The following is a 6,819-nucleotide window of genomic DNA, read 5'->3' on the forward strand; positions in this document are numbered from 1 at the left end:
GCAGATCACCATACCGGCCAGCGGCTTTTGACATGCCGCATTCAAAGGCCTGACAGAAGACCGCACTCGATCACTGGCATATTTGGGTTAGAAACTTCTTGCCACACGGGCGGCAACCACAGAAGAGGCTGCCGTTGACGATCTGCGACTTCAGATCCTCGTTCCCAAAGACAGCCGGGCCGACCAGAAGCAGGTCCGCATAAAGCGCCCGCTGGCCGATGTCATGGCTGGCTCCGGCCACCTCCGCATAGACGCTATCCACGTCAAACGACAGTTCCGTTTTGGCAATGCGGTCGCGGACGTGGCCTACCCGTTCCGCTAGTTCCTGCAGGTTGCGCTCTCGCTGTTCCAGCCAGCTCGGCGCCAGCGTTGCATAGCGCGCGGTCGGTTGCGGCGCCATCACCGCAAGAAAAACGCTGAGATGGGCGCTCACTTGACTGCAGAGGTCCATCGCGACTTGAAGATCCTGATCGATCTCCGACACGCCGGTCACGTTGAGAATGGTCTTGAAAGACATCGGTTCCCTCCATTTGGAGCGCTCCCGTCCGCAAACGCGCTCGCGCGTTTGCGGAGCGAGAAAACTCGCTGTCAGTCTGTGTTTATCTGGATCTTGCGCTCGTTCTGCCGTGCTTCCTCGGTTTTCGGCAGCGTTAGCGTCAGAACGCCTTTCGAGAAGGTGGCGGCGATGTCGTCGGTCTTGACGTCCTCGGGATTCTTGAACGTGCGGCGGACCGAACCAAACCGGCGTTCCGACAGAACGTATTCCTTCTCCTTCTCCTCCTTCGCTTCCTGCTTCTCGCCGCGGATCGTCAAGGTTCCGTTCGAAACGCTGACCTCAACGTCCTTCTCCTCCATTCCCGGAAGTTCGGCGGTCATCTCGTAGTTGGTTTCCTTTTCGATCAGGTCGACGGCGGGAGCGACCGCCCAGTTGGACAGAAGAGGCGCTCGACGCGTGAGGCCGGCTCCAAGAGGGTGGCTCCAGAAATTCGGGGGAAAATCGTCGAATAGTCGGTCGATTTCGGCCCGAAGGCTCTCAAACGGAAGCCATGCTTCGGTGCCGCGCTTGATCGCTTTTTCTTCTGGTTTGGTGGGCATTGGGGTTGCTGGTTCAGCCATGACTGGTTCTCCTTCGGATAAACAGGCCGCGACCGCCGAGGCGCGAACCCTGTGGCCTTCCATTTCCGTCGAGCGGGTAGTCACTCGGCTATCGATCTATGACGCCACATCCAGAGAAACGCGCATTGATGCGCGTCAAAAAAAGATGCGCGGCCCAAACCGATCTCAATCTCCTCGTTTGACGACGAGCGCCGCCGCTCGCTTGAGGGATGTACTTCCATTCGATTGATGGTGATCTTTCCGTGGAAATCAGCATGAGCAAAGACGCACGCTCCGCCTCGCACAAGCCGCCGTCCAGAGCAGGCTGCTGCCGACGAGATGGTAGCAATATCCCGTGCCGAAGGCGGTGAGGGCTTGATCTATGAGGGGTGAGCGCAGTTCAACGCCGAAACGATAACCCCTTGCCGACATTCCTGAGACGCGGACGAAAGTGATGCTGAAGGTTGCGGATCCGAAGTCCGCGTCGCGCTGGTGGAGGCTGCCCGCCGATGGCGCTCGTCTATTTCGATCGCCTGCACGATCAGGCGGACAGGGAAAAACCCTTTCCTCCCTCTCGGTGAGTTGAATTATCTGGGTTGTGAACCCACAAACGCGACGCCTGAAATTGACGTTTTTCGGAAGTTCTGTCGCTGTCGGCCGAACCCACGCCCATGACCCAAGCTGGTCATTCGTTTTATTTTTGCTTGCCCACCGAGTAAATAAGACAAAGCTAAATTAATTGATCTGGGTCAATGTGGCTCAGGGCGATGCGGCTACCTTGATTCCGACTTCAATCGGGAGGCTTTCATGTTCAGCAACATCCTCATACCCACCGACGGCTCACCGCTCGCGACGCTGGCCGTGGATGCCGCCATCACATTCGCAAAGGAAGTGGGCGCGAATATCACCATCTTTATCGTGACGGAACCTTTTCACCTCGTTTCTCTGGATGCGGAGCAACTCAGCAACACCCGCGCGCAATATGAGGCGCTTTCCGAGGTGCATGCTGCCGAGACGCTTCGCGCCGCTCGGACCAGGGCCGAAGCGGCCGGCGTTCGCTGCGTGACCGATCAGACCAGCGCGCACGAGGTTTACCTCGAGATCATCAGGAAAGCGGAGGATATCGGCGCCGATCTCATCATCATGGCTTCGCACGGCCGCGGCGGTGTCGGCGCCTTGATCATCGGCAGCGTCGCCGCCAAGGTTCTTACACATTCGACCATCCCCGTCCTGATATACAGGAAATAGCACGAAGACAGGGAGACTGGCATACGTCGTGGTGAGACAAAATCGTCCGGAGTTCGACATGCTCGCGAGCGCACGGTGGTCAGCCTGGGGTGATTAGGTTTTGAGGCAGGGCGACGGCATGGACCGAAGCCCGATAGGCAACCCTCGCTACCTTCCGGAAAATATGTACTTACGAAATTGCCGCGGCAGGCGACGCCGACTCTTCAGCAGGATACGTGCTTGATGGCCCGCTCAAGGCTCGCAAGGCGTTGACAATCACCGCGATGTCTATTCCTTCCTGTAGGAGGGCGCCGGCGACCGGAGTGATGTATCCAAAGGCCGCGAAGACCATTGCGATCCCGGACAATGCCAGACCGACAACGATGCTTTGCATCGCGATTTCCCTTGTGCGCTGCGCGATCATGACAGCATGAGATACGCGATCAATCCGATCGACCAGGATCACGACGTCCGCAGCTTCTGACGAGGCGGTCGCCCCGCGGGCACCCAGGGCGATGCCAATATTAGCCGCAGCCAGTGCCGGCGCATCGTTGATGCCGTCACCGACCATCATCGTCGGTTGACGCCGCCGTTCAGCCGCAACCGCAGCAAGTTTCTCAGCCGGGCTGCGATCGGCATAGACTTCGTCGATACCCAGCGAAGCCCCAACCGCATTGGCGGCCTTGGCGTCGTCGCCGGTGACCATGATGATACGAGAGACACCCGCTGCGTGAAGTTGAGCCAACGCCGCCGACGCTTCTTGGCGGATCGCGTCCGCCATCAGGAGGAAAGCAGCAATCCGACCATCGACGGACACATAGATTGCAAGCCCCGAACTGCCTTCTTGAGCAGAGGCAGCGGAGCGTGCCCACGATGGTACCTGAGCATCCCCGAGCAAAAGGGCACGCGAGCCGGCGCGCACATGCCGACCGTCCACAATGCCCTCCAATCCAGAGCCACGAAATTCTCGCACTTCAGACGGAGTCGAAAGCGGCCTGCCCTTGGCGCGGGCCAATGCAACGAGGGTTTCCGCGAGAACGTGGTGCGAGGCCTGTTCGAGCGATGCGAGAAGGCGCAGCGTTTCGCCGGCGTCGATGTTCGGCACGGTCTCGTAAACAGTGAGCCGCGCGCCACCTTCGGTCAATGTCCCCGTCTTGTCGAAGATGGCAGTACGGATAAGGGCCAGCGCCTCGAGCGCTGCGCTTCCTTTCATCAGAATTCCGGCGCGTGCCGCGCGCGAGACACCGCCGATGAACGCAACTGGTGCGGCAAGAATGAGCGGACAAGGTGTGGCGACAACGAGCACGGCGAGTGCCCTGATGCGGTCCCCCGTCAGCCACCAGGCCAGACCCGCAACGAGAAGGGTCGCCGGCAGAAGGATGAGGGCGAAACGATCGGCCATCCGGATGAACGGTGCCTTGGCCGTCTGCGCCTCTTCGACCATGCGGACAATGCCGGCGTAGGTGCTCTTGTTCGCTGGGGCCGACGCTTGATAGCGGAAGGCTTCCCCAGCATTGACGGTGCCGCTTCTAAGCTCGTCACCCTTGATCCGCGATTCCGGCAGGGGCTCGCCGGTGATGGCGGACTCGTCAAGCTTGGCGTGCTCGTCCAGGAGATGTCCATCGACGGGCAATAGCTCGCCGGCTCTCACTAGCAACTCGTCGTCCACGATGATTTTATCAGTCGCAATGTCCGTAACTTCACCGTCAGCCAACCTGTGGGCAATACGAGGTGTTCGATCACGAAGCGACCGGAGGTCGCACTCGGCTTTTTCGCGCGCATATTCTTCCAGCAGGTTGCCGCCGGTATACATCATGGCAACCACTGCACCCGCAAGTGGCTCCCCCATGGCTATCGAGGTGATCATCGCAACGAGCGCTATCGCGTCCACGCCCACCCGTCCGGCCAGGAAGTCCCGCGCGATCGTTATGGTGAGTGCGACGATGACTGGAACAGTCGCAGCGCTCCAGATGAGGTCCGGCACCTGCGCCCAACCGTACCATTGCGCCAGCAAGCCCGCGAAGGTGCCGGTGAGAGCGACCGCCAGGAATACGAGGTGGACTAAACCCGCGTGCATGCCATCCCCGCGCTTTCCTGCCACACCCCGGAGAAGGGTCATCTTGCCACAGTCGGGTGACGCCGTGACGCACCACGTCGGCCGTTCCGCTTCGCTATTCGTTCAATGTACCATAAGAACGGGCACAACTGCCGTTTCAAGCATCGATCGAGTGACACCGCCGAAAACCCGTTCGCGCATTCTTGAGTGGCCATAGGCACCCATGACGATCAGTTCTGCAGAAGCGTCCTGGGCGTATCGATTACCCATCTTGATCGACAGCCCGCCACAGCCAGTGCTTGCGGCCAGCGATGGTGACCACGACTTCGTCCAGGTGCCAGACATCATCGCGGCGCGCCTTCTTGCGACGCAGTCGGCGGGTGTAGTCCGGCCGGAACTTCTTTGCCCAGCGGCGGATCGTCTCGTAGGAGACAACGATCCCGCGCTCCAGCAGCAGTTCTTCGACCAGGCGCAGGCTCAATGGAAACCGGAAATAAAGCCAGACCGCGTGCGCGATAATCTGCGGCGGGAAACGATGCGCTTATAACTGATGGCAGGCGTGCTCATGCCATCGCGTCTATGCCGCAAGTCCTGACACTTGGTTTATGTGACAAGCCGGCCTAAACATCCGAAATCTCGGGCGGCGTCTTGAACGGATTGAGGATCCTGACCCCACGCCCAGCGAAATCGGAGACGTTTCGCGTCACAACCACAAGACCGTGGACACGAGCGGTCGCGGCCAGAGCAACATCCCACTTGTCCTTGTTCTTCATGCCGAGCAGGCGCGTCCACTCTGCGACGACCGGCCCGTCAATCGGAATGATGCGATCGGAGAAAGATTTTTCAAGAGCCTCAATACCATCTAGGATCCGCTGAGCACGTTCGGGTTCCCTCTTCATCAATGCTTCTGCTCCCCGACGCTTTTCGAACAGCGTCGCGACGCTCAGCCGAAGGTCCGTGTCATCAACCGTCGTGATCCACTGATGCACATTCTTATGCCCGCCGTGCTTGAGTTCACGGAGAACATTTTCATCGAGAAGATAAAGCGTCACGGAATGGCTCTTGGTCCGACTTCACCAAGATCACCGTTGTCTTCGAACGCCCCAGCATTGGCCAAATCGGCCAAAGCGGTCTTCAGGCTCTTTGTTGGATAGGGACGGCCGCGCTTCGGGTAAGCCTTGGCGTACTCGACTGCCGCGTCGATTTGGTCTCGCGTTAAGGAAGGAAACTCCGCGAGGATCGCATCCACGCTCTGGTCGCGTGCCAAAGCGGCGATCAGGTGCGCCGTGATTGTCGTTCCGCGAATAACCGCCTCGCCTCGATTGCTCTTACTATCAATCTTACCTCTGATCGCCTCAAGCATCGCCATTCGGTCTCTGAGATCGGTGTCGATCTGCGCAAGATCGAGTTCGAGCCTTCCGAGTTGGAGCTTGTGAGCATCATCAGGTAGTTTACGCAAGGCACCGTAAAGCCGACGCCGCCCCGCTGGCGTCAGATCTTTGTCGAGTTCATCGGCAAGCCGCAGAAAGCGCAGTTCCGCAGGGCCAAGGAGCCTTTGGGTCATGTTCCCCACCTTCCTTTGCCGTGCGTAAATGACACCTGTGTCAACCGCCTTGTTAAGCATCGCCGAGGTTCGGCCCAAGACATATCCTGCCTCGCTCAGCGTAAAACTCTGGATCTGGGCCATAAAAAACTCCTATATCAATACATCCCTATATAGGGATGTATTGCATTTAACGCAAGGTCGCGCAGGAACTCACTGTTCGTGAACTGACACATGCCGCTTGGGTAAAACCACCGCGGCCGCCAGCCAACTTACCGTTTACTGCCATATCACCCGCATCCCCTATGTGGGGCCAGTTCCGGTTCGGGACGAAATGACACCCTCTCATGAGCGATTTAGGTTTTCCGGACGTGTTTAAACTACCCCACATACGCGAGGCAGATCAATTGATGTAGCCTGTGCACGGTGCTGGAGATGACGGTCCGAACCGATGGTTATCATACTCTCATCAGCGGATTTTACCGCCTGACCATATTCGATGCGGGCTCGCCTCTCTCTAAGAACGGATATTTATGATGCGGGTTTTAATGCCGGCGCGATCAGCATCGGCGCGGCCCAGGGGCAGAAGGAAGCGCCAAAGCGATCAGTATCGGCGCAATGACCGGGACGGACGCAGCCTGGCTCGCTGCCGCACGTGCGACCCGCGTAGCGGGACCGTCGTCGGAAGCGACGGCGGCCGACACGAATGCCGCTGAAACGAGTAGGGGCGACGGCCTTGAAAGGGGGAATGTCCTGCCGAGCAAAAAGCCTCTAGGAGCCCGTCCAGATAGGTCGTTGCGACGGACATTTGTTGCAGGATAGGCGGCTCAGGCGGGCTTTGCGAGGGTGAACAGCTTGAGGAGGTTGTGGGCGGTGCAGATCATGGCCCACTCGGCAC

Annotated in this window: 6 protein-coding genes and 2 pseudogenes; 1 reads left to right on the plus strand and 7 read right to left on the minus strand. The window is 59.0% G+C overall.

All coding sequences use genetic code 11. The features are described 5' to 3' along the window. Positions 1 to 70: 70 nt before the first annotated feature. Together AC244_RS34590 and AC244_RS34595 are read right to left on the minus strand one after the other, a co-directional pair. Positions 71 to 517: a hypothetical protein gene (locus AC244_RS34590; RefSeq protein ID WP_063934192.1), complete on the minus strand. Its 447-nt coding sequence runs from the start codon at positions 515 to 517 to the stop codon at positions 71 to 73. Positions 518 to 588: 71 nt separating this feature from the next. Beyond that, positions 589 to 1,116 (minus strand): Hsp20/alpha crystallin family protein, encoded by a 528-nt coding sequence (locus tag AC244_RS34595; RefSeq protein WP_053253339.1) that lies wholly within the window; start codon positions 1,114 to 1,116, stop codon positions 589 to 591. A 786-nt stretch (positions 1,117 to 1,902) separates the two neighbouring features. Here AC244_RS34595 and AC244_RS34600 point away from each other — a divergent pair. After that, entirely contained in the window at positions 1,903 to 2,343 is a 441-nt protein-coding gene (locus AC244_RS34600) for a universal stress protein (protein ID WP_053253340.1), read from the plus strand. A gap of 169 nt (positions 2,344 to 2,512) precedes the next feature. Here the strand turns inward: AC244_RS34600 and AC244_RS34605 are convergent, their stop codons facing one another. The 5 genes and pseudogenes from AC244_RS34605 to AC244_RS34620 all read right to left on the minus strand — a co-directional run bounded on the left by AC244_RS34605 (position 2,513) and on the right by AC244_RS34620 (position 6,065). Continuing rightward, positions 2,513 to 4,441 carry a heavy metal translocating P-type ATPase gene (locus AC244_RS34605; protein ID WP_234717135.1) on the minus strand — a complete coding sequence of 643 codons (1,929 nt, stop codon included), beginning with the start codon at positions 4,439 to 4,441 and terminating at the stop codon, positions 2,513 to 2,515. 60 nt (positions 4,442 to 4,501) lie between these two features. Next, positions 4,502 to 4,642, minus strand: a pseudogene (locus tag AC244_RS36145) (universal stress protein); the annotation flags it as partial. Position 4,643: 1 nt separating this feature from the next. Next, a pseudogene (locus tag AC244_RS34610) lies at positions 4,644 to 4,945 on the minus strand (IS6 family transposase); the annotation flags it as partial. A gap of 53 nt (positions 4,946 to 4,998) precedes the next feature. After that, on the minus strand, positions 4,999 to 5,430 hold the full coding sequence (locus AC244_RS34615; RefSeq protein ID WP_053253341.1) for a type II toxin-antitoxin system VapC family toxin: 432 nt from the start codon (positions 5,428 to 5,430) through the stop codon (positions 4,999 to 5,001). Continuing rightward, the gene (locus AC244_RS34620) at positions 5,427 to 6,065 is read right to left on the minus strand and encodes a DUF433 domain-containing protein (RefSeq protein ID WP_053253342.1); all 639 of its coding nucleotides are present in this window, start codon (positions 6,063 to 6,065) and stop codon (positions 5,427 to 5,429) included. Before AC244_RS34620 ends, AC244_RS34615 begins: the two co-directional genes overlap by 4 nt. Positions 6,066 to 6,819 lie beyond the last annotated feature (754 nt).

This window comes from Ensifer adhaerens, from assembly GCF_001270265.1.
In the GTDB taxonomy this organism is placed as follows: domain Bacteria; phylum Pseudomonadota; class Alphaproteobacteria; order Rhizobiales; family Rhizobiaceae; genus Ensifer; species Ensifer adhaerens_B.